Below are 25,981 nucleotides of genomic sequence, written 5' to 3'. Positions count from 1 at the left end.
GGCTCCTCTTCGAGCAGATTATCACCGCACCGCACAAAATTCAGGATAGTCCCTGGTGCGCTGGCGCCGCGTCGATCTGCAACGCGTGATTGAAGAGCGCTTCGGTGTCACCTATCATGAGCGTCACGTATCCACCCTGCTGAAACGGCCTGGTTTTTCCCATGTCAGCGCCCGGCCGCGTCATCCGGGGCAGGATCCTGCCGTCATGGAGGCATTCAAAAAACTTCCCTCGCATCCCGAGCGCCCACATCGCCATCTGCCAAAGGGAAAGCCGATCGAGATCTGGTTCCAGGACGAGGCCCGGATCGGCCAGAAGAACGGCATCGTCCGGCAATGAGCCCGACGCGGCACGCGGCCACGCCAGCCGGCCAACCAGCGCTACGACAATGCCTGGCTGTTCGGGGCGATCTGCCCGGCGCGCGGCAAGGCCGCTGGCTTGGCGCTTCCATTCACCGGCACGGCCAGCCTGCAACTGCATATCGAGGAAATCTCGCGTTGCGTGGCACGAAACGTCCACGCGGTTGTCTTGCTCGATCGCGCCGGATGGCATACTACGCCCAGGCTCAAAATGCCCCACAATGTCAGCCTGATCTTCCTGCCGTCCCGTGCTCCCGAACTGAACCCGGTCGAGAATATCTGGCAGTTCCTACGTGCCAACTGGTTGTCCAATACCGTCTTTGACGGCATCAAGCACATCATCGATGCCGCCTGTTCCGCCTGGAACAACCTTGCCGATCTGCCGGAAACCATCCGATCCATCAGTCTCAGAAAGTGGGATCATACAGGTCAGTCTCTCTGCGACGCTTTGGGCAATCCGGTGGAACTCGGCATCACACCGTGACAGGATGCCGAATATAACCCAGGCGGAACCCCTTCTGGAAAACATCGACCCGGATGCTTTCCTTGCTGACAGGGCGTATGACGCGGACAGGTTGATCGATCGGCTGATACAGCGCGGGATTACCCCGATCATCCCGCCAGAACGCAACAGAACGACACGACGGAAAACCGATTTTTCTCTCTACCGCGAACGGAACCTTGTTGAGAGGTTCTTCAATAAACTCAAGCCGTTTCGCGCTATCGCAACCCGCTACGATAAACTGAAATCGACCTTCCTTGCAGCCGTGCAGTTCGCCTCAATCATCATCCTGTTTAACTGACGACACGCCATAGCGGAAATAAAAAATATTAGTTCATACCGAAATCAACTCCTGCAAATACGCCCGCTCCAGCTCCTGGCGTTTCTGCCGCAGCATCATGATTTGTTGCTGTATAGGCTGGTATAACTGCCGAAGCATAATGCGTGTTTGTTAAATTATTTCCAGAGATATAGACATCTATATCTTTATTTTTGCCAGGAAACTTATAACCAAAGGTTACATTAAATATATGATAGGGCGCAGCCTTGGCTTGATTATCGTATGACGCATAAACTGACGACGAGACCTGCGTGCTAAAAGCTGCATATATCCCATTAGCAAGGTCTAAATGAATCGTACCTTGATAAAAGTGCTTTGGTATTCCGGGCAGATAATTGTGCCTAAACATAACGTCATGATTATAACGAAAATCAGAATATGTATACGATTGTATAAGTTTTATTTTATTTTTTCCATGATGCCATAGCGTTGTATCAGAACCAAATTCAAGACCCTGATGTGTTGTTGGACTGGCATTGTTATAATTAGATGTCATATATTTGGCAGATTGTGCTGTCATAACACTTAAAAGTTCATTTTTTACAGAAGAATGATAATATCCTGCTGTCCAATTTGTATTGAATATTTTTCCACTAATTCCGAATTCAAATGTTGTTGCTCGTTGCATATGCATATTATCCCAACTGCCATTCAAATTGGCGGCAGGACCAGAAGCATATGGCTCAACTCCAGATGCACTATATGTAGCACCATTCAAAAGCTGCCATTCATTTGCCGGCTGCAGGCTTCGCGTTACATTTCCATAAATTTGCAAGGAGGGTGTAATTACGTATCGGAATCCACCACGTGGTGCAAAATTTACCGATGACTGGTGTAAGGTGTCTTGTGTAGGGTATGTTAATGAACCGCCTTTTTGAATAAAAGCCAATGCTCCTGCTGCTGTAATATAAAAATTATGGAATACCTCAGTTGTATTACTAAGATGAAAATAATTTTCTGTTCCTATAAAATTAGCATGTCTAACGGTAGCCCCCATCGCCGGATTTGTCGCAACTTGGCTAGGTATTCTGACCATGTCTGACTCCTGTGCGCTCAAATCACTTGTGGTATAAATTCCAAAATTTGTATCACTTTTGTGATCATATAGATAATCAGTTCGTGTATAGTCTATTGTCCCCGTTGCAAATTTGTAGTTAAAAATATTCGCAATTGGCCCATTTTCATGATGCATGGGGGAATCCAAGTAAGCAAAACCAATGATAATTTTTGATTTGTCATCAATCTTTATTGTAAGGCGATCTGCTAGAAATTTTGTTCCCGGCTTTACGGTTTGCGTTCCTGTAAAGCCCACTTCTGCTTGCCGAGGATCGGCAGCAATCTGTGCACGCGTTAAGTAACCAGGATAACCATTATCAACCTGCCGGTAACGGAAAAAAATTCTATTATCTATACGGTCATTAAATTTATAACCATAATTAAAATTTACTCCAAAACTTGTGGATTTTGTGTTTTGTTGGTATCCCGCTCCGTAGGAGTTTGTTACGCTTATGTAGTAGTCAGATTTTCCTATAACTTTACCCGAACTAATTTGTTCTTTTATATATCCAAAACTACCTGCTTCTACTCGGGCTTGATATAAACGTGAATCGTATCCTGTATTAGTCACATAATTTATAGCGCCTCCAAGTTGAAGTGCACCAAAATCAAAACCATTCCCTCCTCTATATACTTCTGTATAACGTGTGCCTAATGGTTCCCATAATTCATAAATAGTTCCAGTTGGTGTAGTCAAAGGTATCCCATCAAATAAGAATGTCATTCCTGAACGCACATAATTTACGCCCGTTTGTATTCCAGAACCACGTATTGAAATACGAATTGAGTCACCCCCATTTGTAGATTGAGCAAACACACCGGGCTGATAGGCTAATGCATCTGCATTTGTTGCATTCCTTCCTTTTAATATATCTTTTGCATCAATAAAGCTTGTTCCTCCCGGAACTTTCCGTAAATTTTCTTTTGCAACTTCAATTGATGTTAATCTCTTTCGAGATACATGAATATTTTCTACAGTATCATGTTTATTTTCATTTATATTTTTTTCGTCTTCAGCATGAGATGTTTCTAAATTGAAAGAAAATATAATGAATACGGAAATGTATATTATTCCTGTTCTATTATTCTTCACATACCTGATCAGCATGACATCCCCTTAGTGATATTCATATATCACGAATAATATCGCATATATTTTCACTAGAAAACCACTTATGATGTAGTATGTTTATATTGCACATAAATGTTGCATATGTGGTACTATTTACACGTTGTTTTTAGTTAATAAAATACGGAATTATAGATATGCGGAAATTTAACTATAGGGAGAAATATCTCTCCGCCATACCCTGTTTCTTGGGTTATGACGTTTTGATTGATGTAAATCGGCACTCAAAAATAGGTGGAGGGTTCTACGTGTTTAGGGCCCGTTATGGCTTGACCGCAGTCTGAGGCGGCAGCGATATGGATGACCGCGAGGAACGACGTTGCTGTTTTTTCGTATCTGGTTGCGATAGCGCGCCATCCCGTGAGGCGAGCCCGGAGGTTCTCAACGGGATGCCGGCACCGATAGACCCATTTTGGGCAGGCGACCGCCCCATCGCATCGTTTCGCAGGAATGGCGGGCCGGGCTCCCATGTCCCATATCCGTTCACGAAAGGCGTTTGACGCGTAACCCCTGTCCGCCACGACCCATAGGGGAATGGCGAGTATGGCTGGCGCCAGAGGCAGTTCATGAGCCTGTCCGGGGGGCAGCGCAAAACCAAAGGCTTTTGCCATGGCCATCCGCGATCACGCAGACTTTCGAGCCGTAACCGCCGTGAGGGCGGCCAGGTGCTTCACGATGGTCTCGCTCTTCGAAAGAGGCCCCTTTTTTTAGGCTCCCACCGCTTTATGGTGAGCCCTGATGTTCGCGCCATCCAGAAAAGTCATTCCGAACGCCACTCCGTGTTGTTCCTGAACCCGTTCGAACAGGCGTTTCCATACGCCGGGTTTCGCCCAGCGGATGAAAAGCTGTGCTGCCCGCCACCACGGACCCAGTTCAGCGGGAATGCTCCGCCATTTCGCACCATTCTCATGGCGCCAGAAAATCGCTGCTATCGTGCGTCGCGGATCATGGGGCGGCGTCTTGCCTCGTGAGCGAACCGCCTCAATCAGAGGTTCTTCCCAGATCGCCCATGTCTCATTCGTAAAAGTGCCTGTTCCGTCTCCTTCTTTCCTCCCTATAATATGGGAAGAATTTTAAGATCTAATAGACCCTAGGCTCAGGACCCATTGATTTGTGTAGGGAATTTTGCTTCAGGTTCTGCAAGGAGACTGAAGATGAGTGACCTGTTTTGGCTGACGGATGAACAGATGGAGCGTCTGCGGCCGTTCTTTCCCAAGAGCCATGGTAAACCGCGCGTTGATGACCGCCGCGTGCTGAGCGGCATCATTTTTGTGAACCGCAATGGTATGCGCTGGCGTGATGCGCCCCGGGAATACGGTCCGCACAAGACGCTCTACAACCGTTGGAAGCGTTGGGGCGACATGGGCATTTTCATGCGGATGATGGATGGCCTGTCTGCCGCGAAGGCTGAGCCTCAGACTATTATGATTGATGCGACCTATCTCAAGGCACACCGCACGGCTTCAAGCCTGCGGTTAAAAAAGGGGATCCAGGCCGCCTGATCGGACGCACTAAAGGGGGCATGAACACCAAGCTGCATGCGGTCACCGATCAGAACGGACGACCGCTGAGCTTCTTTATGACAGCCGGACAGATCAGTGATTACACCGGAGCTTCTGCTCTGCTGGACAACCTTCCCATGGCACAGTGGTTGCTGGCGGATCGGGGTTATGATGCTGACTGGTTCCGGGATGCCCTGGAGGAAAAAGGGATCAGGCCCTGCATTCCGGGAAGAATATCCCGCGGAAAACCAGTCAAATACGACAAGCGAAAATACAAAAGACGCAACCGCATCGAAATCATGTTCGGCCGCCTCAAGGACTGGCGGCGGGTCGCAACACGCTATGACAGATGCCCGAACGTCTTCTTCTCAGCCATCTGTCTCGCTGCAACCGTCATCTTCTGGCTATGAGTCCTGAGCCTAAACACCTAGGGTACCCCACATCGTATAAGGGTTGAAGGCATGCCCGGACTACAATCGGTGTGGGTATGCAACATTTTTCCTGTGTCTGCGTTTGGGTCGAAGCAAAAATCCGGTTGTCCAGACGGTTACCATTTATAAAAATCGTACAGATGGTATGCAGGATCATATAGCATGGGCTGCGCCCTCTCTCCCCTCATGCAATGAGACGGGGTGTTCCCAGACGCCAAGTAGCAGGAGAAACATGATCATTGATCAATATCGTTCCAGACACGATTGTTCCTCAATGGCAGGCCTGACCCGTCGGGGTGTCGGATGGATGGCCGTGCTGCTGGCACTACTGATGGGGCTGTCGGGATGCGGTTATACGGATTCACGTGCGGCACACCGTGCCCAGATGACCATGATCGGCATAAGCAGCGAGGACGTGCAGACCTGTGTGGGTATTCCAGACAAGATAAAGAAATTAAACGATAATACTCAGATATTCGAGTATACGCGCACCCTCAATATCCCTTCTACCAACGATTCCACCCTTATCCCGCTACAGACGCTCGTCAACCTGACCGAAACCGCCCTTGGTGGTGCGGGAAAGACCTGTGTAGCCGATATCCGTTTTGACAATGATAAGGTGACGCAGGTGCATTATAGTGGCGATGATGATGAGATCATCGGTACGGATGGCGTCTGTTCCATTGTTGTGCGCGGTTGCATACGCCAACCCCTGCCCACCATGAAACATGTTCGGAAGGGGCCGTTCGGACCGATTTCCGGTTTCTATTCACCCCGGATCAAGGAAGAATCCGAGCCTGCCGCCGTCTTGAACCCGAGACCATCCGTGCCCGTTACACCTGTAGCCGCACCTGCCATGGTCCCAGCAGGCGACTAGATATGCGCTAGCCTGCCGCTATTCAGGTGTATGTTATTGTTTCGTAGTGGTGGTGTGACGTTACCTCCCTGGCCCTGCATCCTGCCGGTTGGGCAGGGAACAGGGTCATAAGGGTGACGATGGCGTTATTCTGCCGATTTGCGGCCAAACACGAAGCTGCCGACCGAGAAGGCAGCAAGGATAAGGAGCCCGAATACCTTGCAGTAGGTCGGGATCTTCTTTTCATGCAGGCGGACCTCACCCTTCAGCCCCGCCAGATGTTCCGCAATCTGCTTGTGCAGGTCGGCCTTGTGCGTGTGCAGGGATTTTTCAACGCTCTTGGCAATTTCCTGAATGTCTTCAGGACTCAGTTTGCTAAGGTTTTCAGCGGTGCTCATGATGCAATATGTCCTGTCCGGTTCTGGTCCTACCCGCCCTGTCAGGCGGGCATCATACATCTAAGGTCGGTACCGGACCGATCATTTTCAAGGGATGGCATAAAACCGTGCCGCCTATAATACCGGCCCTACCATGGCCAGTACGTTGTTCCACAATACGCGATATGCGGACCAGTGCTGGACATCCTCCAGCGTGACGGGCCGTGAGGCATCGGTATAGCTCTGCTGGCGGGCGTGGATGGTGGTGGTGAAGGTCTGATCCACGAGCAGGATGTTGTTTTCAAAATTCAGGTCAAAGCTACGTCTGTCCAGATTGGCCGAGCCGATCATGGTCATGTGTCCGTCCACCGTAAGTGCCTTGGTATGTAGCAGGCCATGCGGATATTCGTACAGGGTTACCCCAGCCTCCAGCAGTTCTCGGTAATAGCTGCGGCTTGCACCTGCCACGATCCATGAATCATTGTGCTGGGGCACGGTCAGGGTTGTTTTCACGCCTCGCCGGGCGGCGGCGCATAGAGCGGCCTGTATGGGTTCGTCCGGTACGTAATAGGGGGTGGTGATGGTCAGTTCCCGCGCAGCCGCATTCATGAGGGAGACGAACACTTCGGGCATGGCTGCGTAGCGCACGGCAGCACTGGTTCCAATGACCTGCGCTACAAATCCCTCGCCCCCCGGTATGGGAGCATGGGCCAGCAGGGGGGTCAGGTCCTCGTTGGTATGGGCGGTCCAGTCGGTGGCGAAAAGATGCTGGTTCTGCAGTACGATCGGGCCTTCAAACCGGGCGACAAGGTCAACCCATGGCGCGAAGCGTGCCTTCACCCGAAAGGCGGCATCGGCGCAGTTCTGGCTGCCGCAATAGGTAATGCGACTGTCAATCACCACGATCTTGCGGTGGTTGCGCATGTCGAACCGCCCGCGAAAGGGACGTTGCAGCGGGTTGCCAATGGGCAGAGCACGTACCACGCGCACGCCTGCGGCTGCCATATCGGTCCAGTGGCGGCTATGGACAAGTCGGCGGGAGCCAAGGTCGTCCGCCATGACCCGGCACGTAATACCCCGTAGTGCAGCGCGCTTCAGCGCCGCGACAACCTTCATGCCGTTATTGTCGGCCAGCCAGATATAGAAGCTGATATGCACATGCGCCTGTGCTGCATCAATATCGGCTACGATCGCATCAATCGCCGCATCCGAATCGGCCATCAGGCTGGCGCGGTTGCTGCCCATGGGCGGATAGCCGCTGATGGACTGCCCCACCCGGAACAGCGGGGCCAGGCGAGGGTGCAGGCCAAAGTCCTGCTCAGCGTCGATCAGGGCTTCGCTGGTCTTGCCGGGAATGGGCAGTTGCTGGATCGCGCGGCGGATGCGCTCCATGATGCGCCAGTTGAGATGGGTCTCCCCCAGCAGCAGGTAGGCCAGCATGCCCACAATGGGCAGCGAGCCGATAATGGCCACCCAGGCCACGCGGGAGGCGGGTTGCCGATGTGGTCGCAGCAGTACCCGCACGATGAACAGGATCTGAAACCCGATGGTGGCGGTTGCACCCACCCAACCCCATTGTATAGCCAGTTTCCGTGTCCCACTTGCCTGAAAGGAAGCAGCGTATCGCCTTGAGGCAGGGGCGACAACCGTCCCCGCCAGACCGGCGGTGTTGCCTATGTCGTGTGCGGGCCGGTTGCTAGAGGCATAGGCGCTTGCTCATCCATTGCCGTACGGGCCGCAGCAATGGCGGTATGGAGTTGGACATGGATGTTGCACGCCTCCACCACGGGAGTAATGCGGTGGCGGTCCATGTCGGCGCGTAGGTAGGGGCTGACCCGCCCGAAAATGACATGCGTGCCCCCCTGCCGCAGCATGGTGAACAGGTCGCGCAGGTCGCTGGCGGCGGAAAAGTCGATATCGGTAATGGCGCTGGCATCAATCACCAGGCAGGAAACGGGGGTGGGTGCATGGTCCACCAGCAATCGCACATCGCGCCCGAAGCGGGCGGAATTGGCATAGAACAGGTCGGCACAGAAACGGTAGACAACCAGCCCCGGTGCCGTTTCCTGCCCGGCTGCTACGTCAAAGGGTTCCAGCAGGCCGGAATGCGGGTCATGGCGCAGGATCATGGTGTGGGGTTCGTAACTATGGCGCACATGCCGAAATAGCGAGAGCGCAATGGCCAGGAAAATACCCTGCTCCACCCCGATGCCCACCACGGCGGCCGCCGTGACCAGTGCCAGGCCGTATTCGCCGGGGCTTTCACGCCATATGGCACGCAATGCCCGCAGGTCGATCATGCCAAGTGCCACGGTAAAGACGATGGCGGCCAGCACGCAGCGCGGCAGATACTGTAGCGGTCCGGTCAGGAACAGCAGCACAAGCATCGTTACCCCGGCAAAGGTGACCTGGGCCAACTGGCTATGCGCGCCCGCGCGCACCGCCATGGCGGTCTGGGTCGGGCTGCCATTGACGGTAAAGGTCCCGCTCAGCCCCGCCACCGCGTTGGCGGCGCACAGGCCCAGTATGTCGGCATTGTCATTGACCGGATCATGGAAGCGCAGGGCAAAGGCGCGTGATGTTGCCGCACTTTGTGCAATGATGACAAACACGCACGATGTGGCGACCGGCAGCAGTGCCAGCATGTCGTTCCACGCCACGCGCGGCAGGTGCAGGCGCGGCAGGCCGCTTTCAATCGGGCCGATGGTCGCAATGCCGTAGTGAGAAAGGCCCAGCGTGGCGCTGGCCACGATCGCGCCCACGACCATGGCCAGTGGCAGGGGGGCGCGCGGCGCCAGACGTTCCCCCACTATGATCGCGCTGGCAACGGCTGTGGAAAGTAGCACGGTGGGCAGGCTGGCCTGTGGCAGGTGGACCAGGATCTGCGCCAGTTGCACCACGGTATTGTGTGCGGTGACCGTGATGCCCAGCATGTCGCGTAGCATGGCTAGGGCTACCTGCACCCCTACGCCGGCCAGAAAGCCGACCAGCACCGTACGGGAGAGGAAGTCCGCCAGAAAGCCGAGGCGGAATAGCCGCGCCACCAGCAGGAAGGCAGCACTGAGCAGGGCAACCATGCTGACCAACGCCATGTAGTAAGCGCTTCCCGGCGTGGCCATCTTTTCCAGTGCACTGGAAAAGATGGCAGCCGTGGCCGAGTCCGCCGCCACCACAAGGTGCCGCGATGCCCCGAATCCGGCAAATGCCACCAATGGCAGCAATACGGTGTACAGCCCCGTTACAGTAGGCATGGCGGCGATGCGGGTATAGCCCAGCACCTGCGGAATGTTCATGGACGCCAGCGATAGGCCCGCCACGACATCGCGCATCCGGGCCCGCATCCCGCCGCCCGATGGGGGCGCCCCGGCACATGTGTGTGGCTGCGTATCGTTCGTCCCGGTCTGCATCGTGCCTACCACCATTCCTTTCGCGGTACCGTGCCACCGGGGTCATCCGGTTGCTCGTGCCGGACATATCCGCAAACGGGCTGCCCGTGGCAAGGGTGCGTGCAGGGTACCGGCCATGCTCTGTGGCCGTGTGCCGGGGTGGGCGGGGTTACTGCAGGTGTTCGCTCTCTTCATCCATGTTGTTCAGCAAGGCTTGCATCAGCCCCTGATGCGTGCGGAGCAGGGTGACGTTATCGGGATCAAGGGCCGGGATGTTTTTGCCCCGTGCCCCGGTGTCGTTCAGTCGTTCGGCGGTCATCTGGAATGCGGTGATACTCATCACGAAATCCCGCGCCGACAGGCCATACTGTTGCAGCAGCGCCTGAAGTTCCGGCATGGCTTCGGTGCGCCGTATGGTGGTGGCCAGTGTCATGTTCGTGGTCTGGGTGGGCGGGATGATGTGGGCCACCCTGATCTGCCGGGTCAGGGGGAGCATGTGGGCAAAGAAATCCTTGGGCAGTTTGTACTGCGCCACGGCGCGTATGTCCTGCTGGATCGCCTCATGCACCATACGTTCAAGCTCCGCCTTCTGTTCCGCCGTAGGGCCATGCTGGGGGGCCTGCTGGTCCGTCTGCTGGGCGGTGGCATGGGGCACGATGGTCAGGCCAAGCAGGCAGGCCGCAACCCCAAGCAGGGTATGCAGGCGGGTGGAGCGCATGGCGGGTGGTTCCATCTTGTCCTCGTCCGGTTCTGTCAGGTGCGCTGGTGGGCGTCGTACTGACAGCTCTCGTAACGATTGTGCTGGATGGGTCCTGTCAGTCAATACGGCATCTGTCTGCTGGCCATGCGGGTCAAGAAGAGCGTAACCGCTCTGGAACAGTGCCGTCTGCCGGGACAGGATGAAAACCTGCATCCGCGCTGCGGCCCGGTTTGTGGCCTCGGATATTGGAAATAGCCATGAAGCAGGTAAACAACTCATATGGCATGGGCTTGAGGCAGGATCGCACCTGTGGGGTCATATGCCTGCGGTATGCCCTTGACTGCTGCGCAACCTGCTGAGGGAGTGCACGGACAGTTCGTCTCACCGCGACGGCAGCGTTTCTCTATCACGTGGCACCTGTGGTACCAGTGGGAAAAGGACTGTTTTCTGCTATTTTTTGGAAATTAATGGCGGACTCGAAATCCACCTAACTGCTGTTCCTGATTGTGTCAGGATATCCAATTAATGCACTGTTTCATATGGATATAATTTCTACCCTGTTCCCTCGCGTATCTCAGTGTATCCCACGATAACAATTTCTATCGTGGGTCTCATCATGGGTTTGGTATCATGGGTCTGATAAATCGATTCGTTTTCCAAACCCCAGACCGCAGGATTTGCCGTGCCCCGTATCAGCCATAACCGCCTGTCTGCTCGTGCCGTTGCGTCACTTAAGGACGGTGTGTTTGCGGACGGCGGGAATCTATGGCTAACCGTCAAGGGCAATACACGGGCATGGTCGGTTCGATACACCAGCCCCGTGACCGGCAAGGCAAGGGAAATGGGAATCGGGTCCACACGGACGATCAGCCTGGCCGACGCTCGTGAACGTGCCGCTGTAGCCCGTAAAATGATTGCTGATGGTCTGGACCCTATCGAGGTTAGGCAGCAGGAGCGGGCGGCCCAGAAAAAAGAAACCGGCCTGACGTTCGAGCAGGTGGCGCTTTGCTATATCAAGGAACAGGCACCAGGCTGGAAAGACCGGAGGGGGGAGGCAATCTGGCAAGGCTCCCTCCGGCAGCACGTTTTCCCAGTGTTCGGTAGCAAGCAGGTCGGCAGCGTGGATACAGATGATGTGTTGAAGGCCCTGCGACCTATCTGGACCCGGCTGACAGAAACAGCCCAGCGCTTACGCGGGCGTATCGAACGGATTCTGGATTATGCCCGTTCGCAGGGATGGCGTGAGGGAGAGAACCCGGCACGCTGGAAAGGCCACCTAGCAACCATCCTGCCGAAGCCGGGGGCTGTGACGACGGTCAAACATCATGCTGCCGTGCCGTGCCGAGACCTTCCCGTGATCATGCAGGCCCTCCAGCAGTCACGGGGCACCGCGGCTCGGGCTGTCCAGTTCGTCTGCCTGACCGCTGCCCGATCCGGTGAGGTGCGCGGCGCTGTGTGGTCCGAGATTGATATGCAGGCCCGGATGTGGAGCATTCCTGCCGAGCGTATGAAAATGAAGCGGGAGCACCGTGTTCCCCTGAGTGATAGGGCGGTGGCAATCCTTCAAGAAATGCTGCCACTTCGTGCTGCGGCCAAGGGAGACTGGCTGTTTCCTGGGCAGAAAGCAGGCAGGCCATTATCAGACGTGGCTCTGTCCAAGGCTTTGCATCTGGCGGCCGGCACAAAGGATGTGACCGTGCATGGCTTGCGATCGACCTTCCGCGATTGGGCTGCGGAGGAAACCGACTATCCCCGAGAAGTGGCCGAGATGGCTCTAGCCCATGCTATCGGAGACAAGGTGGAGGCGGCTTATAGGAGAGGAGACCTGCTTGAAAAACGTCGTGCCCTGATGGATGAATGGGCTGCTTATTGCTGTGGGTTACACAGGAACCGGCCATGACGTAGCGGGTCACACTCTCAATTTCCATTCAGGGTCTGTGTTTTTGGGTGTGACTGGTGTGACCGGTGTGACCGGACGGCGGGAAAGCCATATCTTGTCCGGTGTCCGTCCAGCATCTATCGGGTGTCTTTCATGTGCCTGTTCAGTCTGAAAACAGGCCAAGCGGAATCCGTCCCCCAAGCCAAAATATGACTGTCACATCCCAGGTCATAATAAAAATACCCATCATGTTGGGTTTGTGGTAGGGTGTGGCTATGCCAACAGTTCACCGAGTGGGCCGCTTCCGGTTCATGATCTATGCGAATGACCATGATCCGGCTCATGTCCATGTGTTCTGTGATGGTCGTGAGATCATTATCAACCTTGGGGAAACCGAGGCAACGATCCGGGACATCGACCCCGGCGTAAAGCGGGCAGACGTGCGCGAGGCGTTCAGGATCGCGGTGGAACAACGTGAAGCCCTATTGTCTGCATGGAGGAAGATTGATGCACAACGATCATGACGTCGATAAGCAGATAGATGCGGCTTACGAGCGTGGGCGCGTCCGGCGTGAGATGGTGCCACAGGCGATTTCTGCGGGTTATGATGCCACGACAGGTCGCGTAACCGTTGAACTGTCCAACGGCACCCGCTTTGAATTCCCTGCCTCACAGGCTCAGGGCCTTGAGAGAGCAACGCCAGAGCAACTGGCCCAGGTAGAAATCATGGGTGGCTACGGCCTGCACTGGGAGGCATTGGATGCTGACCTGCTGGTGCCGGAACTGATGGCGGGCCTGTTTGGGTCTCGCGCCTACATGGCGGCAAAGGCAGGGCGACAGGCATCCCCAGCCAAAGCGGCGGCAGCACGTCGGAATGGTGCCAAAGGCGGTCGGCCAAGGAAGGTAGCGTAATCTGCGCCCGGTCGGGACGCCATCCTGACAATATCGGTGCAGGCACGGTATCTGTCCGCGACTGTCACACGTAACTGGCGGCTGACATTCCGGCTGAATGACCTTGGCGCAATCGAAGATATGGATCTGGAGGACTATCATGGCAATTAGGATGCACCCCTCCTTGGCTGTCCATGCTGGGGAATGGCTTCGGACGGAAATCGTGGAACCGGCGGGCATTACCGTCTCTGGGCTTGCTGCTTACTTTGGCTTGTCACGGCAGGCGGTGAGTGCGCTCCTGAACGGTAGGGCAAATCTGTCCGCCGATATGGCTATCCGGTTCGAGAAGGCATTTGGCGTAAAGGCAGATACTCTGATGCGGATGCAATCGGCCTATGAGATGGCCCGTGCCCGCGCACATGAGGACGAGATACAGGTGGCGCGTCTGGTCGCGGCTTAGCGCTGGGTATCTATTTTTGCGGTGTTCCACGTGTTCCGGTGTTCCACCGCGCTGCGCCCCTTGAGAAACTGCGGTTTTTCAGGGAGGCAGGGTGGAACACCTTGGAAAATGGCCGGTGTTCCGGGTGTTCCAGCATGGTTTTGAAGTGGGCGGAGACGCCATTTTCGGTCGGTTTTAAGCCGAACAAATGGGGTAAACAAGCAAGGCGTATGTAGCTGAATATGAGTTCAAATGACTGGGTTTGGGTGAGATCGTAAGCCTCGGTGATCGTAACTGTCGCTACGCGGACACCCTACCCAACGCGTCTGATGTTCCGCGTGAGCGCTCATGTTTCCACTCTTTGCCGGGCCATGAAGACGTACGTGTCCATGACATTCGAGGCAACGGATTTTCCGTTTTTTAAGATCGTCAGGCTTCATGGAAAGCGCTAAAGAAACATCCATTTTCCTCCACACGCCATCAGTCCCCTGAATTTCTATATCTTTAGAAAGGACCATAATTTTTTATCCTACATATTGTTGTTTTATTCTTGATTATTCTCATGCGGAAATTGACCTGGGCCAAGATACCTAAAAATCTCTTTGGCTTGCTCAGGAGTGGCTGCAATGCGCCGATCATGTGGGAGTTGGGAGAAAGCGGTCCACTGACTTAGTGTACTATCCCACCAACCCCACAGGTTCCCATGCCATTCCCGATTGGTCTCAAGTAAGGCGTGTGGCCCATCCTGTTTTGAATTTTCAGGTATACCATTCCATTCGCTCATTTACATTTTCCTTTTGCCGCCGGTACGTTTTTTACACTTGCGGTGCAGATATTCTCAGGAATTCATCTGCAAAGCCACGACGACTTACATAGAAATTAGCGTAAGTACCTGCCGGAGCATCTGGCGAGACACAATCGTGCTTATAGTCCTTCACCATCCACCCAAGCTCACATCCCCACAAAGGTATGCAAAGATCCGGGAAATGGGGCAAAACCCTTTTCCCGCCCTCATGCTTACCCAGTGGTATTTTTCGAACCTCATGCTTAGCAAAAGGCATCCTAACGGCGTCAAGTTCGTCAAAAAGAAGCTCAAGAGGTTTGGCCGCGGGCAGTTCCACATCCCTGATCATCACTCTGCACACCTCATACAGCCCCATAATCCATAATTTCGACAGGGCACGGCATTCGTAGAAAGCAGAACTCTTTTCCAGACCGTCCATGGCTTGAGATGTGCGTTCGATAGGAGGTTTCTTTTGAAATGGACGCAAAACCTCCGCTACCTCTTTTTCAATGACAAGGATAGAACGCTCAGCCCATGATAAATCTAAAATAGCAGACGGTATCCATGGATCTTCTTCGCACGCCAAAAGGTCGCTTGCCTGTACCCAAAGTACGTGCCGATCCTCCCAGTCATTCGGTATCATCATTCTCACCCGTGCTTTTCCTCAACGCACCCCAGCCCCACCGCCATTATCAGCAATGAACTCGACCCCGCCCTAGCACAAACCTATCAGAATCATCCCGAAGAAATTTATCGAAACGCCACGTAGTCATAATGGCCGCTTCTCGGCTCAGAGTAGGGTCTACGGGTAACTTCAATAATGGTCCCATTGTCGCCTGGCGCGGCATAGGTTTGGACATAAATTCCATACTCCGGTGACTTGTTAACGGGAGCAACGCCTTGCGGTGTTTGTGCGCCAAGTTTCATCACGTATTCTTCATTGGTGAATATGGAAATCGGATCGCCGACTTTTGCAAAACCTTCTGGTGCGTTCTGAATAATCATCCATCTTCGCAATAGGCGCACACCGGGAACACGCCCGTTATCATCGATAAACTCGATTCCTGCTTGCTCAAAGGCATTCTGAATGGCCAGCAGGTTGTTTGGATGCGGCACTCTCGCTTCTTTTTCAAAATCAATGACAGTCATACGGGATACTCCCGCTTTTTCTGCGAGTCTGCTCTGGTTCCAATCGAGCATTGCTCTGGCAGAACGGCTTTGAATGGGAGAAATTTTACCTTTAGTCAAAGGTCGTACTTTCTGTTTGACTTCGATGGGCATTCTTCGCATATTGCCCGAAGTTTGACATAAAGCCAAACAAAGCGGCCGGACAAGGAGCTTGCACCCTCCAATATCCGGCCTGACCACAACCGCTCGCACAGGAGCAGGCAATGGCTAACAAAGCCTATAGCGTAGCGCAGGGGGCCAGTACAAGCCTTCTCGCATCTGATATTCCCCTGCATGGGTCCAATCCACATTCTCTGGCGTTGCTCACATCCGAGCGTCTGGCGGCCGGGCTGATCTTCCCCGCGCTGGTGCTGGTCGCCCTGGCCGGGTTCGCCCAGCCGGAGGTTCTGCGTCACAGCAGCGCGAAACCCCACCCCACAGTGACCGCGTTGGCGGAGGTGGCCCGATGATCGAAACACCGAAAGAGCGTGTGCATGCCATCGTATGCGATTTGGGGTCTTTGGCTGAAATCTTGGATGCCCTGATCTCCGCTTCAGAACCTGTCCCCGTGCAGTGGATGCATGGATGGGTAAAGCGCCTCCACACCGAACTGGATGTGGCATGGCTGGGTATCCCCGATGAGCGCCGGGAGAGAGCTAAATGACCAGCCCCATCCGCAAGGCCACCATGGCCGCCCTTGGCGCTGATCGCCGCTGCTGGAAAGAATCTGGCACGACCGATGCACAGGCCCAGTCCAATCGCTTCCGGGCTGCCTATCGCAAGGTGATCCAGACCCCGGCCCGGTCCTTTGCCGACCTTCAGGACAAGGCCCGGTTGGTAATGCTGTTCGACCCGGACCCCCACCAGATCGAGGCCAGCCTTGTCCGTGACATTCTGGCGATGAAGGGAGAGGTGAAGTGAAAGACCCTTATGATCTCGGCAGGTTAATCGTAACCACGGAAAATAGCTGTAACGAACTGGACCGACTTGTGCATGCCCTTCGGCTGATGGGTAGCCAGATGATGGACGCCGCCGACATTCCAGCGCCCGCGCCTACCAAAGAGGACATTGGAGGATGGGCAGACGGGCCTTACTGGGCAGCCCAGACGCTGGAAAAGATCATCGCCGGTCTGCGGAGGGCCACGAAATGAGCTGTATCCCGAACTTCCCGGAGAGAGGGGAATATGCCCTCAACTGGCAGCAGCACACAGCCCAGCACTTGCGGAATACCCTTCACACCCTCGCGCATGACATGGACATGACCGATGAGGTCACCATGGAGATCAAGAGTCGGTGGATGGACGTGGTGTTCTGGCTGGCTGACTTCACCGCAAAAATGGAGGCCGCCGCACAGGAGGATGTCGAGGCTGTGAAGGCCGGAGGGTACAAGAAATGAGTCGACCTGCACGCATCTGGTCTGCCCGTGACCTGCATCGTATCAAGAGACTTTGCAGCGATGGCCTGACATGGCGGCAAATTGGCGAGGCGATGGGCAGCAGTTCCGCGTCCTGCCACCGGGTATGGCGCGCGCATACCGCGCCATCCAGCCTCACAACGCCCGACCGGCTGGCGGCCATACAGGCTGCCACCACGGAAATCAGTGTCATGGCCGGGATACTGGCCCGCATGGCGGAGGGGGACAAACAGACCGGCACTGAGTTGGCATGGCTGGCCGATGGGATCGGTCGACATGCCAATGCCATTGAGGACTATATTTCATGACCGATAGAACAAACAATCAGCGCCGTCAGGAAGCCTTGCAGGCAGTGGCAGATATTGCGTGCCTTTCCTATCTCCTTGCCAGTGCTTCCCAGAATAAGAGCGAGCCAATGGCACACGAAGCCGTGGAATGGGCGGCACGCGAAATTGCGCGGCGGACAACGTGTATAGGAGCCGGGCTGCGGTGAACATGTTTCTGCAAGAAGCCCCCTGCCTCAGAAACCATGCCGACGTGACTGCGGATTTTCTGCGGTCACTGAGTGATGAGTTGGGACTGGCACCACGCCCCGGTATATCTTTTGGCAAGATGGCAGAGCGTATTGCCTTCGCGCTCGATCGTTTTGCTTTGCACGAACGGCGAGTGCCCGAGGCGCAGCGCCGGGCGGAAATAAAGCAGACAGCCATTGCAATGCAAAAATGGGCAGAAGCCGGTATGCATATGATTGGCAACGGGGACGTAAGCGAATCAACTGCATGCCGGGAGACTTTTATCTGGATTGAACGCTATATTGCCCAGCGTTCCCCGGAAATAGCTGCTTCTTTAGCTGCAAAAGTTGGCAAGCAGGATGAAGGAGTGCTGGCTGCGTTCAGGCTATTGCCGGAAATACTCAATATCTTGGCCGGTGGCAGCACCTCATTGCTCAAGGAACTAGGCCGGAACCCCATCCGCAAGCCTGCCGATCTGGGCAAGCGGTATCTGGTTGCGGACCTGAAAGAGCATTTCGAGCAGCTTTATACGGCCCGCTTCACCATTTCCACCCGGCACGGTTCGGCACGCTATGGCGTGGCGCTGAACTGGTGTCGGGCCATCTTCGCACATGCGGCTGCCCAGGCTGAACAATCTGATCTGCCAGATCATGTGCCCGAATTCCGCGCATTACAGCAATGGGCAATGCGGAGTGATGCCTTGCCCACCGTAATCAGGAGCATAAACCGGATGCGAAAGGCCACTAAGGGTAAATAGTCCACCGGATAATTGGTGAATATTTACCCTAAGACATGCATGCCATGGCTGATCTATTCCAAGAGTCACCACGATACACGTAGGACAATCACACATGGACACGCCCGTTACCGAATTTCCCGAATATGCCAGTATTGCGGAAATCACGGCCAGGTTCGGGATCAGTCGTGGCACGCAATATCGCCTGATCACCGATGGCAAGATTGAGGCCGTGAAGGTCGGGTCCGCCACCCGCATCATTACTGCAACGGTCGAGAAGTATTTTACCAGCCTGCCACGTCTCAAGGCAGCAACCCGATAAAACAAAACCGCCCCGATAGTCGGAACGGTTCTGCAAGCCTGTGGTCAGAATTGGAAGTCTGGCACGCATGATATGCAGATTACTTCCCGTCGGGCAATAGGAGAATAGCCAGTCATGGCCGTTCAAAAGTCAAAAGAGCCACGCGCACAGGCGCGGATGGCAACAGGACAGTATTGCCACACGTCAGGAGGGCAGAACTGATGCAAACCCCTCTCTATACCGGCCACGTCAACGGGCGCCCGCTACGCTACTTCCGTGCCGATGATGGTGGCCTGCCGCGCCACGCCTTCCTTGACCTGCTCGATGCGGCTGCCCTGCCCGAAGATGCCAAGCTGATGTTCCTGCGGATGGTCCGCAACGGCCAGTGGAAGGATGACACGCAGGTTGTCCCGACCCCGACCGGCCCGGTGGTGACTGCGCCGCATTTCATGGCGCAGGGCTTCATCGGTGTTTTGGGTGAACTGGGAATGAACAATGACCTTATCGACCGGGCTTATACGGAAGGACTGACCAGCGCGTGTGATGCGCTAATGGGCGACCTGCCGCCACAGGCACGCTTTGAGGCCATTATCAGCATGGGCCGCAAGCACCTGGGGGTGGATCAATGAGTGGAAACCATTCCTCTGACGCTGGCACGCGGCAGGAAATGCTACAGGCCATGACGCGGGACTATCTCGGTCGGCTGGAACGCTGGATTTCACAGGACCCGCCCCCCTTGGGTGAGGGGCGCAGCATCGCGCAATGCGCCGCCTTTTCAGCCATGAGCCATCTACTGGCAATCGAGATGCAGCGGGCTGGACCCGCAGCCGTGGAAGTGCTGGTCGGGGCGGCCTGTGTCATGCGCGATATGGCGCTGGGGCGGGAGCTACAGCCATGAGCAACCCATCCGTCGACTTTGCCCGCATCAACAGTGCAGCACTGGCCTCGCTACCCGCCCTGCTGGGCCGGTGGCTGCCGGACGGCAAGCGTGAGGGCCACGAGTGGGTGGCCCGCAATCCCCGGCGCAGCGACCGCGAACCGGGTTCCTTCAAGGTGAATATGAATACCTGCCGCTGGTCTGACTTTGCCACGGGTGACCGGGGCGGCGATCCCGTCTCGCTGGCTGCCTACCTGTTCAATATCCGCCAGGGTGAGGCCGCGTCCCGTCTGGTCGCCATGCTGGGGCTGGGGGGGTGATGCATGAGTGAAAATGACATGCCCGTTGACTACACCGATCCCGCACCTGATCCGCATATCCCGGTGCCCGCCACGTCAATCGACAATTTCGGCAATATCACGAACCTGACGCCAGACCTTGAAAGCGCGTTCTCCCCACTGGCCGAGGCCGAAAGGCAGACCATTCCCGGCCGGACCGGCGAGATATGGGACCCCATCACACCAGCCCCCAGCGAGCCGGAGATGCCGCGTGGTGCCTCCGCCATGTGGGTCTACCGCGATGCGGACGGCCAGCCGCTCTGTGCCCGTTTCCGCAAGGATGATGGTGCGGGCGGCAAGGTGGTGCTGCCCCTGACTTACGGCCGCCGCCTATGGACGGACGGGAAGGGCAGCCGCTGGGATGTGACCGGCTGGCACTGGAAACAGGGGGCCAAGCCCCTGCCGCTTTACGGACTGGAGCAACTTGCCGCCTTTGCTGACGTTCCCGTGCTGCTGGTGGAAGGGGAAAAGACGGCGGACGCGGCGGCTGCGCTGTTCAAGGATTGTGTTGTCATGACTTCCCAGGGTGGGAGCAAGGCAGCGGCAAACAATGACTGGTCGCCCCTTGCCGGACGGGATGTGATCATCTGGCCGGATAACGATGATGCCGGGCAGGCATGGGCCGATGACGTGATCCGCTACCTGCGTGAAGCCGGTGCTGGGATCGTCCGCAAGGTGGATGTGCCCGCCACCCTGCCCTTGGGCTGGGATCTGGCTGATGATGTGCCGCCGGACGTGCTGGCGGAGCAGGAGAATACCAGCGCGGCAGAATGGGCCGTCCGGCTGGTTGAGGTCGCACCGATGGCCGCTCCCAACGTGCAGATGCCGCCTGGCTATTTCATGAACCCGGCTGGGCTGCATTTCATGCCTGACAGCAACGGCGATATACCCGCACCGCCCATCTGGATCGCAGCCCCGTTTGATGTGGTGGCCGAGACCAATGACGGTACCGGCTTCGGCTGGGGACTGATGATCCGTTGGCAGGACCGTGACAACCGCAAGCATGAATGGGCCATTCCCAAGCGCATGGTGCACGGCGACGGCAAGGACATTTCAGGCGAACTGGAGGATGCTGGGCTGAACTGCTCCATTTCCGCCACTCGATACCTGCGCCAGTTCATCGCCAGCGCCCGCACCAAGGCTCGGCTGCGGTGCGTGGACCGTGCCGGGTGGCATACCGCGCCAGATGGTCATACCTTCATCCTGCCGGGCGGCCTGCCCATCGGCACCGGGGCACGGTCGGTCGTGTTTCAGTCATCACGGGCCACAACAGGGCAGGAATTCGCCGTGGCGGGCACGCTGGCGGAGTGGCAGCACAAGGTTGCGGCCTGTGCCGTGGGCAACAGTCGTCTTGCCCTGTTCCTGTCCGCAGCCTTTGCCGGGCCGCTGCTGGACATTGTAGGCGAGCAGTCCGGCGGCATCCATCTGGTCGGCAAGGCCCAGTCCGGCAAGTCCACTGCCGCCTATATCGCGGGTAGCGTATGGGGACGCGGTGACCGGGAAGGCCAGATACGGGCATGGCGCGGCACCGCGAACGGGCTGGAAGGGGTTGCGTCCGAGACTTCGGATACCGTGCTGATCCTTGATGAAATGGGGCAGGCCGACAGCCGGGAGGTGGGCGAGATCACCTATATGCTGGCGAACAACAGCGGCAAGATGCGGGCCGGACGCACCGGCAATGCCCGCGCTCGCAAGACATGGCGTGTTCTGTTCCTGTCCACCGGCGAAGTCACCCTGGCCGCCAAGATGGGCGAGGCTGGCAAGCGGATCATGGCAGGGCAGGAGGTGCGTCTGGTCAATATCCCCGCTGATGCAGGGGCAGGCATGGGTGCATTCGAGAATCTGCACGATATGGAATCAGGCGGGGCACTGGCCGACCACTTACGTGACGCCGCACGCACCTGCTACGGCACGGCCTCACGGGCTTTCCTGTCCCGTCTGGTGCATGACCGGGCACATGATGCCGAAGGGCTGGAAAAACGCCTCAAGGCTATCCGCCGACAGTTTGAGGCCCGCTTCGTGCCACCCAAGGCTGATGGCCAGGTGCGGAGCGTGGCCGCCCGTTTTGCCCTGATCGCTGGAGCAGGGGAACTGGCGACCAGTTACGGGGTGCTGCCGTGGAAGCGGGGCGAAGCGTTCCATGCTGCCGGGGCGTGCTTTGCGGCGTGGTTTGCCGAGCGAGGGAGTGCTGGAGCCAGTGAGGACATGAAGGCGGTCGATCAGGTCCGGGGCTTTATCGAGAAGCACGGGGAGAGCCGCTTTACCAACATTGCTCTCATTACCCCCATGAGCGAAGCCGAAGGCGTTCTGGCTGCCAGCCGGACCATCAACCGCGTGGGGTTCAAGCGCAAGGTCGAAACAGGCGGGCAGGTCCGCTGGGAATACCTGATCCTGCGGGAGATGTGGAAAACGGAAGTCTGTCAGGGACTGGATGCCGTGCGTGCCGCCAAGGCTGTGAGGGATGCGGGGTATCTTGTGACGGAGGAGGGGCGTGACCTGACCCGCAAGGTGTCCATCCCCGGCGAAGGCCGTCCCCGTGTCTATGTCATCCGGGGAGCGATCCTTGGCGATGACGAAGCCTGACCGACACCCCAACATGGGTTTTTATGTCGGGCATGTCGGGCATGTCGGGCAGGCACGCTATACCCCGCAGTTTTCCACCATTCTGGTTTCCAAAAAGCTGCCCGACATACATTCGGGCAGTCGGGCATGTCGGGCAGAAGATGGAAAGGGACGGGATGTGTGCCCGACCTGCCCGACTGGGCAACCTTATGTCGGGCAGAAAAGAGATAGATAAAAATGGCGGTTTTCAGGGGCTTCTAGAGTACCTGCCCGACCTGCCCGACCTGCCCGACCAATTTTTTGCAATGCCCGGTCGGATATTGGCGCGCGGTCTATCCACACGTTGAGCTAAAGGCGAGTAAGTCCGTTTCCCTAGCTAGGGTCACACATCTTGCTGATCCGTTTTCTGTCTTGTTCGGCCTCAAATGGCCCGACTTGGCCCGAAGCAAAGAAACAGCCTGTCCGGGCCGTTTAGGGCCATCTCGGGCTGAGTTGGAACAAATCTGGGCTGGCAAGATGTGTTGCCCCGTCCGGGGCACCGGCCTGACTTGCATTGCATGCTCGACGGAGTAACGCACAATCAGGCATCCATCGCTCCTTGAACGCTCCCCATAGAAATGCGGGCTCTCATACACCATTGCACCGTTGGTGCGGGGGCTCCTTAAAGCCTCAGAAATCGTCACGCGTCAGATTGGCGCGTTTGGACGAAATTGCGGATGGCGCTCACAAGCGTGGATGCGTCGCCCGAAAAGCCTCCAGATCGCGCACGCGTCAAAATAGAGCCGCGCGAAGGCGTCAAAGCGTCCGCGCTGGACGAAATCGGGCAGATAGATCGCACGCGTTCGCGCGGAAGCTACTTTGGTGCTGATTTGGTGTCTCGTGATGGCTCTGGCTGTTTCCCGCTGTCACAATAGGGCAAGGTTCATAGTGACATTTGCGCTGTTACAGTTTTACGTCACATTAGGGTTGATTTTTGGTTTTTTGTGACACTACGTTATGAACATCATAGACCTTATTGTGACAGGTGACGCATGAAAATCGGTTACGCACGGACCAGCACGGTCGATCAGGACGCAGGGCTTGAGGCGCAGGTGCGCGATTTGCAGGCGCATGGATGCGAGCAGGTCTTTTCCGAGCAGGTGAGCGCAACGCAGGCGGCCCGTCCTGAACTGGAGACGGCCATCAGCCATTTGCGCGAGGGTGACGTGCTGGTGGTCTGCAAGCCAGACCGTCTGGCCCGCTCCACGGTTGACCTGCTGGGCCTGATTGAGCGTGTGGAGGCCCGCAAGGCTGGTCTGGTCATCCTGTCCATGTCCGGGCAGGTGCTGGACACGACCACTCCGACCGGCAAGCTGATGCTGACCATGCTGGGGGCCGTGGCTGAGTTTGAGCGTTCCCTGATGCTGGAGCGCCAGCGAGAGGGGATTGCCAAAGCCAAGGCAGACGGAAAATACAAGGGGCGGCGGCCTACGGCGATGGAGAAAGCCTCCCAGGTGCAGGCCCTCAAGTCGGAAGGGATTAGCCCGACCGAGATCGCCCGCCGCCTGGGGATCTCACGCATGAGTGTTTATCGGTGTCTGGAGGCTATTTAAGAGAAGGTACGCTTTTCCATTTGGTGCCAATAAGGCTTCAACGCGCCTACGCGCGCGCCTAACCCTCGTTTTCACGCCTGTGACGCCCGCAGATGCCAAAATGCTCTCGCGTGCCGTGCGTGTTGCCGCTGATCGCCTCGCGCCTGATTTGATTAAAAGTCAGTCCAGCCTGTTTTTTGACCCTGCCGCAGAAGCCCAAAAGCTGGATGCTTGAAAAGTCTAAGCTCGCACTGGCTGTCCCTGAGTGTATCTCACAATAGTATGCGCTATCGTGGGTTTAATCATGGGTAAAACCCAGATGTCATGCCATAAAGTGCTGATTTTATTGATAATTTTACGGGATAATGGCGGACTCGAAAGGATTCGAACCTTCGACCTTCGCCTTCGGAGGGCGACGCTCTATCCAGCTGAGCTACGAGTCCACTTTCGCCTGCATACATCGGGATTGGGCTAAATGCCACCCCTGAAAGCAGGAAAAATCATTGCGGCGTGATCCAATCCATCCATCCCGGCACGATGGGGGGTGGGGCGCTACGTCCTTTCTGGTCCGCCATCCATGCCGCTGCTGCCATGTCGCCGCCCGATGGCAGGAAGCTGTCGGGATTGATGATCCAGTGCGTCATGTCCGCCGTGATCTGCTCGGCGTTATGGCTACGCAGCAGCAGATGGTAGCCGCCGGGAATATAGTCATGTCGCGTGGCCTGTGGCATGCGCCGCCACGCCCGTGCCATGGCCGGGGCGGGAATGATCTGGTCATGCCCGCCATAGATCACCAGCACGCGCCCCGCCATGTGGGCATCCGCCCGTGCTGCGCGGTGCATGAGGTCGGTCAACCCGGACAGCGCCACCGTGCTGGTGTCCCGCAGGGTCAGCGGGTCGTAATACAGGCGGGCAAGGGCCAGCATGTTGTCCGCCGCCGTGACGTGGACGGGCAGTTCACGCCCGCTCAGCCGCCACCGGGGTGCGAGTGCCGCGAGCAGGTGCGTGGTCGTGCGCGTGCCGGTATCAAGATCCCATACTGCGGGGGCGAGCAGGATGTAGCCTGCAACCGGCGGTGTGTCGGGCTGTGATGCCAGCATGATCGCCAGCGCGCCGCCCATGCTTTCCCCCACGACATATACGGGCATGCCGGGATGTTCGCGCCCGATGGTGATGACAAGCGTGGATGCGGTGCGTAGCAGGGCATCCGTTCCCACCCATCCGCCACGCTGTACCGTCTGGCCAAAACCGGGCAGGTCAGGGGCAATGATGGTCATGCCCGCCGCATTCAGCGCAGGGGCTGGGCGTTCCCATGCATCACGACTGTCATTGAAGCCATGCAGCGCAAGGATGACGGCCCGCTCCGCGCTCCGCGCGGGCCAGATCCGCAGCGGCACCGCGCCCACGCCCGCAATCGTGACCGTCTGGTCAGCAGGTACCAGGCGGGCAAGGTCCGGGTGGCGGGTAGGCGGTGCCGGGGGCGGAGCTTCCTGTGTGGTGCAGGCCGTCAGCATCACAAAAAGCGCTGGATAAAGCAGGCGTGACAGGCGAATGTTTGAAAGCACGGCAATCCTGCGTATCATCATGAACAGGTGCATGGCCCGCCCGCAGGCGGGCCATGCAGACCAAAGCCGGACAACAACCCGAGGCCCGTCAAAATGCAAGCCCTGTCCCACGATCCCGTCCCGCACCCTCGTCTGGGTATGATTGAAACCATCGTTGTCGATTCGCGTACTCTGTCCTGTGATGGCGGCCTCGGCGCGCTGGGGCATCCGCGGGTGTTCCTGCGCATCGCGCATCACCAGACGTTCTGCCCTTACTGCTCGCGGCTGTTTGTGCTCAGCCCCGACGCCCCGGCAGATACCGGCCACTGA

30 protein-coding genes, 1 tRNA gene and 3 pseudogenes are annotated in these 25,981 nt (G+C 56.7%); 23 read left to right on the top strand and 11 right to left on the bottom strand.

The genetic code is table 11. The features are described from left to right. Positions 1 to 52: 52 nt before the first annotated feature. Both GLX_RS17230 and GLX_RS08735 read left to right on the top strand, forming a co-directional pair. Positions 53 to 796: pseudogene (locus GLX_RS17230) on the top strand (IS630 family transposase); the annotation flags it as partial. Continuing rightward, a pseudogene (locus GLX_RS08735) lies at positions 791 to 1,160 on the top strand (IS5 family transposase); the annotation flags it as partial. The pseudogenes GLX_RS17230 and GLX_RS08735, both read left to right, overlap by 6 nt. Positions 1,161 to 1,188: 28 nt before the next feature. Here the strand turns inward: GLX_RS08735 and GLX_RS17225 are convergent. Together GLX_RS17225 and GLX_RS17220 are read right to left on the bottom strand one after the other, a co-directional pair. Then, positions 1,189 to 3,363 carry a TonB-dependent receptor family protein gene (locus GLX_RS17225; RefSeq protein WP_014105619.1) on the bottom strand — a complete coding sequence of 725 codons (2,175 nt, stop codon included), beginning with the start codon at positions 3,361 to 3,363 and terminating at the stop codon, positions 1,189 to 1,191. Between the two features lie 245 nt (positions 3,364 to 3,608). Then, positions 3,609 to 4,442, bottom strand: a pseudogene (locus GLX_RS17220) (IS5 family transposase). Between the two features lie 96 nt (positions 4,443 to 4,538). Between GLX_RS17220 and GLX_RS17215 the strand changes: the two are divergent. Together GLX_RS17215 and GLX_RS08720 are read left to right on the top strand one after the other, a co-directional pair. Continuing rightward, positions 4,539 to 5,296 (top strand): IS5 family transposase gene (locus GLX_RS17215; RefSeq protein WP_148268520.1). Its coding sequence is split into 2 segments (ribosomal slippage): positions 4,539 to 4,860 and positions 4,860 to 5,296, totalling 759 coding nucleotides; the frame shifts between segments, so codons are not numbered across the junction. A gap of 295 nt (positions 5,297 to 5,591) precedes the next feature. After that, positions 5,592 to 6,194, top strand: coding sequence for a hypothetical protein (locus tag GLX_RS08720; protein WP_231850313.1), 603 nt, complete (start codon positions 5,592 to 5,594; stop codon positions 6,192 to 6,194). Positions 6,195 to 6,319: 125 nt separating this feature from the next. On the opposite strand, the gene GLX_RS08715 is transcribed toward GLX_RS08720, so the two are convergent. From GLX_RS08715 to GLX_RS08700, 4 genes are all read right to left on the bottom strand, one after another. Beyond that, positions 6,320 to 6,571 carry a hypothetical protein gene (locus GLX_RS08715; RefSeq protein WP_041247307.1) on the bottom strand — a complete coding sequence of 84 codons (252 nt, stop codon included), beginning with the start codon at positions 6,569 to 6,571 and terminating at the stop codon, positions 6,320 to 6,322. Positions 6,572 to 6,685: 114 nt separating this feature from the next. Then, complete coding sequence (cls, locus tag GLX_RS08710) at positions 6,686 to 8,131, bottom strand: cardiolipin synthase (protein WP_041247306.1); 1,446 nt, start codon at positions 8,129 to 8,131, stop codon at positions 6,686 to 6,688. A 92-nt stretch (positions 8,132 to 8,223) separates the two neighbouring features. After that, a complete protein-coding gene (locus tag GLX_RS08705; RefSeq protein ID WP_041247757.1) occupies positions 8,224 to 9,957 on the bottom strand; it encodes a SulP family inorganic anion transporter in 1,734 nt (577 codons plus the stop codon). Between the two features lie 148 nt (positions 9,958 to 10,105). After that, positions 10,106 to 10,849 carry a hypothetical protein gene (locus GLX_RS08700; RefSeq protein ID WP_231850312.1) on the bottom strand — a complete coding sequence of 248 codons (744 nt, stop codon included), beginning with the start codon at positions 10,847 to 10,849 and terminating at the stop codon, positions 10,106 to 10,108. A 469-nt stretch (positions 10,850 to 11,318) separates the two neighbouring features. Here GLX_RS08700 and GLX_RS08695 point away from each other — a divergent pair, with 469 nt between their 5' ends. The 4 genes from GLX_RS08695 (at position 11,319) to GLX_RS08680 (ending at position 13,866) form a co-directional block, all read left to right on the top strand. Continuing rightward, complete coding sequence (locus GLX_RS08695) at positions 11,319 to 12,536, top strand: tyrosine-type recombinase/integrase (protein WP_014105613.1); 1,218 nt, start codon at positions 11,319 to 11,321, stop codon at positions 12,534 to 12,536. 290 nt (positions 12,537 to 12,826) lie between these two features. Beyond that, positions 12,827 to 13,039, top strand: coding sequence for a DUF4160 domain-containing protein (locus GLX_RS08690; protein WP_041247305.1), 213 nt, complete (start codon positions 12,827 to 12,829; stop codon positions 13,037 to 13,039). Beyond that, entirely contained in the window at positions 13,023 to 13,427 is a 405-nt protein-coding gene (locus GLX_RS08685; RefSeq protein ID WP_014105611.1) for a DUF2442 domain-containing protein, read from the top strand. Before GLX_RS08690 ends, GLX_RS08685 begins: the two co-directional genes overlap by 17 nt. A gap of 139 nt (positions 13,428 to 13,566) precedes the next feature. Further along, positions 13,567 to 13,866 (top strand): HigA family addiction module antitoxin, encoded by a 300-nt coding sequence (locus GLX_RS08680; protein WP_041247304.1) that lies wholly within the window; start codon positions 13,567 to 13,569, stop codon positions 13,864 to 13,866. Between the two features lie 523 nt (positions 13,867 to 14,389). Here GLX_RS08680 and GLX_RS18085 read toward each other — a convergent pair. The 3 genes from GLX_RS18085 to GLX_RS18080 all read right to left on the bottom strand — a co-directional run bounded on the left by GLX_RS18085 (position 14,390) and on the right by GLX_RS18080 (position 15,910). Next, complete coding sequence (locus GLX_RS18085; RefSeq protein WP_148268570.1) at positions 14,390 to 14,629, bottom strand: hypothetical protein; 240 nt, start codon at positions 14,627 to 14,629, stop codon at positions 14,390 to 14,392. Between the two features lie 31 nt (positions 14,630 to 14,660). Further along, positions 14,661 to 15,275: a hypothetical protein gene (locus GLX_RS08675; RefSeq protein WP_041247303.1), complete on the bottom strand. Its 615-nt coding sequence runs from the start codon at positions 15,273 to 15,275 to the stop codon at positions 14,661 to 14,663. Positions 15,276 to 15,379: 104 nt separating this feature from the next. Beyond that, a complete protein-coding gene (locus tag GLX_RS18080; protein ID WP_231850311.1) occupies positions 15,380 to 15,910 on the bottom strand; it encodes a helix-turn-helix transcriptional regulator in 531 nt (176 codons plus the stop codon). A gap of 110 nt (positions 15,911 to 16,020) precedes the next feature. Here GLX_RS18080 and GLX_RS08665 point away from each other — a divergent pair, with 110 nt between their 5' ends. From GLX_RS08665 to GLX_RS08605, 14 genes are all read left to right on the top strand, one after another. Beyond that, a complete protein-coding gene (locus GLX_RS08665; protein WP_050856109.1) occupies positions 16,021 to 16,266 on the top strand; it encodes a hypothetical protein in 246 nt (81 codons plus the stop codon). After that, entirely contained in the window at positions 16,263 to 16,460 is a 198-nt protein-coding gene (locus tag GLX_RS08660; protein WP_041247287.1) for a hypothetical protein, read from the top strand. The genes GLX_RS08665 and GLX_RS08660 overlap by 4 nt, the downstream gene beginning before the upstream one ends. Then, on the top strand, positions 16,457 to 16,717 hold the full coding sequence (locus GLX_RS08655) for a hypothetical protein (RefSeq protein WP_014105608.1): 261 nt from the start codon (positions 16,457 to 16,459) through the stop codon (positions 16,715 to 16,717). Before GLX_RS08660 ends, GLX_RS08655 begins: the two co-directional genes overlap by 4 nt. Further along, positions 16,714 to 16,947 (top strand): hypothetical protein, encoded by a 234-nt coding sequence (locus tag GLX_RS08650; protein WP_041247302.1) that lies wholly within the window; start codon positions 16,714 to 16,716, stop codon positions 16,945 to 16,947. The genes GLX_RS08655 and GLX_RS08650 overlap by 4 nt, the downstream gene beginning before the upstream one ends. Further along, positions 16,944 to 17,192: a hypothetical protein gene (locus GLX_RS08645; protein WP_041247301.1), complete on the top strand. Its 249-nt coding sequence runs from the start codon at positions 16,944 to 16,946 to the stop codon at positions 17,190 to 17,192. The genes GLX_RS08650 and GLX_RS08645 overlap by 4 nt, the downstream gene beginning before the upstream one ends. Next, entirely contained in the window at positions 17,189 to 17,518 is a 330-nt protein-coding gene (locus GLX_RS08640) for a hypothetical protein (RefSeq protein WP_014105606.1), read from the top strand. Before GLX_RS08645 ends, GLX_RS08640 begins: the two co-directional genes overlap by 4 nt. Continuing rightward, positions 17,515 to 17,703, top strand: a complete 189-nt coding sequence (locus GLX_RS18075) for a hypothetical protein (RefSeq protein WP_148268569.1) — start codon at positions 17,515 to 17,517, stop codon at positions 17,701 to 17,703. The genes GLX_RS08640 and GLX_RS18075 overlap by 4 nt, the downstream gene beginning before the upstream one ends. Positions 17,704 to 17,705: 2 nt before the next feature. After that, positions 17,706 to 18,479, top strand: coding sequence for a hypothetical protein (locus GLX_RS08635; RefSeq protein WP_041247300.1), 774 nt, complete (start codon positions 17,706 to 17,708; stop codon positions 18,477 to 18,479). Positions 18,480 to 18,573: 94 nt separating this feature from the next. Next, on the top strand, positions 18,574 to 18,780 hold the full coding sequence (locus GLX_RS08630; protein WP_014105604.1) for a helix-turn-helix domain-containing protein: 207 nt from the start codon (positions 18,574 to 18,576) through the stop codon (positions 18,778 to 18,780). Between the two features lie 200 nt (positions 18,781 to 18,980). After that, positions 18,981 to 19,388, top strand: coding sequence for a hypothetical protein (locus tag GLX_RS08625; RefSeq protein ID WP_014105603.1), 408 nt, complete (start codon positions 18,981 to 18,983; stop codon positions 19,386 to 19,388). After that, the gene (locus GLX_RS08620) at positions 19,385 to 19,657 is read left to right on the top strand and encodes a hypothetical protein (protein ID WP_014105602.1); all 273 of its coding nucleotides are present in this window, start codon (positions 19,385 to 19,387) and stop codon (positions 19,655 to 19,657) included. Before GLX_RS08625 ends, GLX_RS08620 begins: the two co-directional genes overlap by 4 nt. Continuing rightward, positions 19,654 to 19,956 carry a hypothetical protein gene (locus GLX_RS08615; protein WP_014105601.1) on the top strand — a complete coding sequence of 101 codons (303 nt, stop codon included), beginning with the start codon at positions 19,654 to 19,656 and terminating at the stop codon, positions 19,954 to 19,956. The genes GLX_RS08620 and GLX_RS08615 overlap by 4 nt, the downstream gene beginning before the upstream one ends. 3 nt (positions 19,957 to 19,959) lie before the next feature. Next, on the top strand, positions 19,960 to 22,557 hold the full coding sequence (locus GLX_RS08610) for a DUF927 domain-containing protein (protein WP_014105600.1): 2,598 nt from the start codon (positions 19,960 to 19,962) through the stop codon (positions 22,555 to 22,557). 1,010 nt (positions 22,558 to 23,567) lie between these two features. Then, the gene (locus GLX_RS08605) at positions 23,568 to 24,128 is read left to right on the top strand and encodes a recombinase family protein (RefSeq protein ID WP_014105599.1); all 561 of its coding nucleotides are present in this window, start codon (positions 23,568 to 23,570) and stop codon (positions 24,126 to 24,128) included. A 345-nt stretch (positions 24,129 to 24,473) separates the two neighbouring features. On the opposite strand, the gene GLX_RS08600 is transcribed toward GLX_RS08605, so the two are convergent. Continuing rightward, positions 24,474 to 24,550: transfer RNA gene (locus GLX_RS08600), tRNA-Arg, on the bottom strand. Positions 24,551 to 24,607: 57 nt separating this feature from the next. Beyond that, positions 24,608 to 25,690 (bottom strand): alpha/beta fold hydrolase, encoded by a 1,083-nt coding sequence (locus GLX_RS08595; RefSeq protein ID WP_014105598.1) that lies wholly within the window; start codon positions 25,688 to 25,690, stop codon positions 24,608 to 24,610. A 75-nt stretch (positions 25,691 to 25,765) separates the two neighbouring features. On the opposite strand from GLX_RS08595, the gene GLX_RS08590 reads away from it, so the two are divergent. After that, the gene (locus tag GLX_RS08590; protein WP_014105597.1) at positions 25,766 to 25,981 is read left to right on the top strand and encodes a zinc-finger domain-containing protein; all 216 of its coding nucleotides are present in this window, start codon (positions 25,766 to 25,768) and stop codon (positions 25,979 to 25,981) included.

The sequence above is a fragment of the Komagataeibacter medellinensis NBRC 3288 genome, from assembly GCF_000182745.2.
Classification (GTDB): Bacteria; Pseudomonadota; Alphaproteobacteria; order Acetobacterales; family Acetobacteraceae; genus Komagataeibacter; species Komagataeibacter medellinensis.
Note: the sequence above shows the minus strand (reverse complement) of the source record. Positions and strands in the feature narration are given on the sequence as shown.

What these genes read in the sequence shown, in the direction of transcription:
- GLX_RS17225 (WP_014105619.1), bottom strand. Translation starts at nt 3,363, where the DNA reads ATGCTGATCAGGTATGTGAAGAATAATAGAACAGGAATAATATACATT.
- GLX_RS08720 (WP_231850313.1), top strand. Translation starts at nt 5,592, where the DNA reads ATGGCAGGCCTGACCCGTCGGGGTGTCGGATGGATGGCCGTGCTGCTG.
- GLX_RS08715 (WP_041247307.1), bottom strand. Translation starts at nt 6,571, where the DNA reads ATGAGCACCGCTGAAAACCTTAGCAAACTGAGTCCTGAAGACATTCAG.
- GLX_RS08705 (WP_041247757.1), bottom strand. Translation starts at nt 9,957, where the DNA reads ATGCAGACCGGGACGAACGATACGCAGCCACACACATGTGCCGGGGCG.
- GLX_RS08700 (WP_231850312.1), bottom strand. Translation starts at nt 10,849, where the DNA reads ATGCAGGTTTTCATCCTGTCCCGGCAGACGGCACTGTTCCAGAGCGGT.
- GLX_RS08690 (WP_041247305.1), top strand. Translation starts at nt 12,827, where the DNA reads ATGATCTATGCGAATGACCATGATCCGGCTCATGTCCATGTGTTCTGT.
- GLX_RS08685 (WP_014105611.1), top strand. Translation starts at nt 13,023, where the DNA reads ATGCACAACGATCATGACGTCGATAAGCAGATAGATGCGGCTTACGAG.
- GLX_RS08680 (WP_041247304.1), top strand. Translation starts at nt 13,567, where the DNA reads ATGGCAATTAGGATGCACCCCTCCTTGGCTGTCCATGCTGGGGAATGG.
- GLX_RS18085 (WP_148268570.1), bottom strand. Translation starts at nt 14,629, where the DNA reads ATGAGCGAATGGAATGGTATACCTGAAAATTCAAAACAGGATGGGCCA.
- GLX_RS08675 (WP_041247303.1), bottom strand. Translation starts at nt 15,275, where the DNA reads ATGATGATACCGAATGACTGGGAGGATCGGCACGTACTTTGGGTACAG.
- GLX_RS18080 (WP_231850311.1), bottom strand. Translation starts at nt 15,910, where the DNA reads ATGCCCATCGAAGTCAAACAGAAAGTACGACCTTTGACTAAAGGTAAA.
- GLX_RS08665 (WP_050856109.1), top strand. Translation starts at nt 16,021, where the DNA reads ATGGCTAACAAAGCCTATAGCGTAGCGCAGGGGGCCAGTACAAGCCTT.
- GLX_RS08660 (WP_041247287.1), top strand. Translation starts at nt 16,263, where the DNA reads ATGATCGAAACACCGAAAGAGCGTGTGCATGCCATCGTATGCGATTTG.
- GLX_RS08655 (WP_014105608.1), top strand. Translation starts at nt 16,457, where the DNA reads ATGACCAGCCCCATCCGCAAGGCCACCATGGCCGCCCTTGGCGCTGAT.
- GLX_RS08645 (WP_041247301.1), top strand. Translation starts at nt 16,944, where the DNA reads ATGAGCTGTATCCCGAACTTCCCGGAGAGAGGGGAATATGCCCTCAAC.
- GLX_RS08640 (WP_014105606.1), top strand. Translation starts at nt 17,189, where the DNA reads ATGAGTCGACCTGCACGCATCTGGTCTGCCCGTGACCTGCATCGTATC.
- GLX_RS18075 (WP_148268569.1), top strand. Translation starts at nt 17,515, where the DNA reads ATGACCGATAGAACAAACAATCAGCGCCGTCAGGAAGCCTTGCAGGCA.
- GLX_RS08635 (WP_041247300.1), top strand. Translation starts at nt 17,706, where the DNA reads ATGTTTCTGCAAGAAGCCCCCTGCCTCAGAAACCATGCCGACGTGACT.
- GLX_RS08630 (WP_014105604.1), top strand. Translation starts at nt 18,574, where the DNA reads ATGGACACGCCCGTTACCGAATTTCCCGAATATGCCAGTATTGCGGAA.
- GLX_RS08625 (WP_014105603.1), top strand. Translation starts at nt 18,981, where the DNA reads ATGCAAACCCCTCTCTATACCGGCCACGTCAACGGGCGCCCGCTACGC.
- GLX_RS08620 (WP_014105602.1), top strand. Translation starts at nt 19,385, where the DNA reads ATGAGTGGAAACCATTCCTCTGACGCTGGCACGCGGCAGGAAATGCTA.
- GLX_RS08615 (WP_014105601.1), top strand. Translation starts at nt 19,654, where the DNA reads ATGAGCAACCCATCCGTCGACTTTGCCCGCATCAACAGTGCAGCACTG.
- GLX_RS08610 (WP_014105600.1), top strand. Translation starts at nt 19,960, where the DNA reads ATGAGTGAAAATGACATGCCCGTTGACTACACCGATCCCGCACCTGAT.
- GLX_RS08605 (WP_014105599.1), top strand. Translation starts at nt 23,568, where the DNA reads ATGAAAATCGGTTACGCACGGACCAGCACGGTCGATCAGGACGCAGGG.
- GLX_RS08595 (WP_014105598.1), bottom strand. Translation starts at nt 25,690, where the DNA reads ATGATACGCAGGATTGCCGTGCTTTCAAACATTCGCCTGTCACGCCTG.
- GLX_RS08590 (WP_014105597.1), top strand. Translation starts at nt 25,766, where the DNA reads ATGCAAGCCCTGTCCCACGATCCCGTCCCGCACCCTCGTCTGGGTATG.